The organism is Cellulomonas sp. GbtcB1 (genome assembly GCF_019091725.1).
Classification (GTDB): domain Bacteria; phylum Actinomycetota; class Actinomycetes; order Actinomycetales; family Cellulomonadaceae; genus Cellulomonas.
Window position 1 is genome coordinate 1 of the sequence record NZ_JAGXJG010000439.1, and the last position, 244, is coordinate 244.

At 73.8% G+C, this 244-nt stretch carries 1 protein-coding gene; it reads left to right on the plus strand.

All coding sequences use genetic code 11. From position 1 onward, the window contains the following. A partial coding sequence (locus KVT14_RS20970; protein ID WP_217617353.1) for a ubiquitin-like protein Pup occupies positions 1-129 on the plus strand: 129 nt, incomplete at its 5' end. Positions 130-244: the final 115 nt, after the last annotated feature.

The window sequence follows — 244 nt, forward strand, 5'->3', positions numbered from 1 at the left end:
GAGCAGGGGACCGCCGCCCCGCAGCAGCGCGACTCCGAGGTCGACGCCCTTCTCGAGGAGATCGACGACGACCTCGAGACCAACGCCGAGCAGTTCGTGCGCGGGTTCGTGCAGAAGGGCGGGCAGTGACGCGGGCCGACGGACCCGCTGATCCCGGCGGGGCGGCTGCCCGGGGCGTCCACCACCCCCGGGTCGTCGTCCTTCGTCGATTTCCTCGCCCAGCACGCCCCGGACCTGCTGCCCG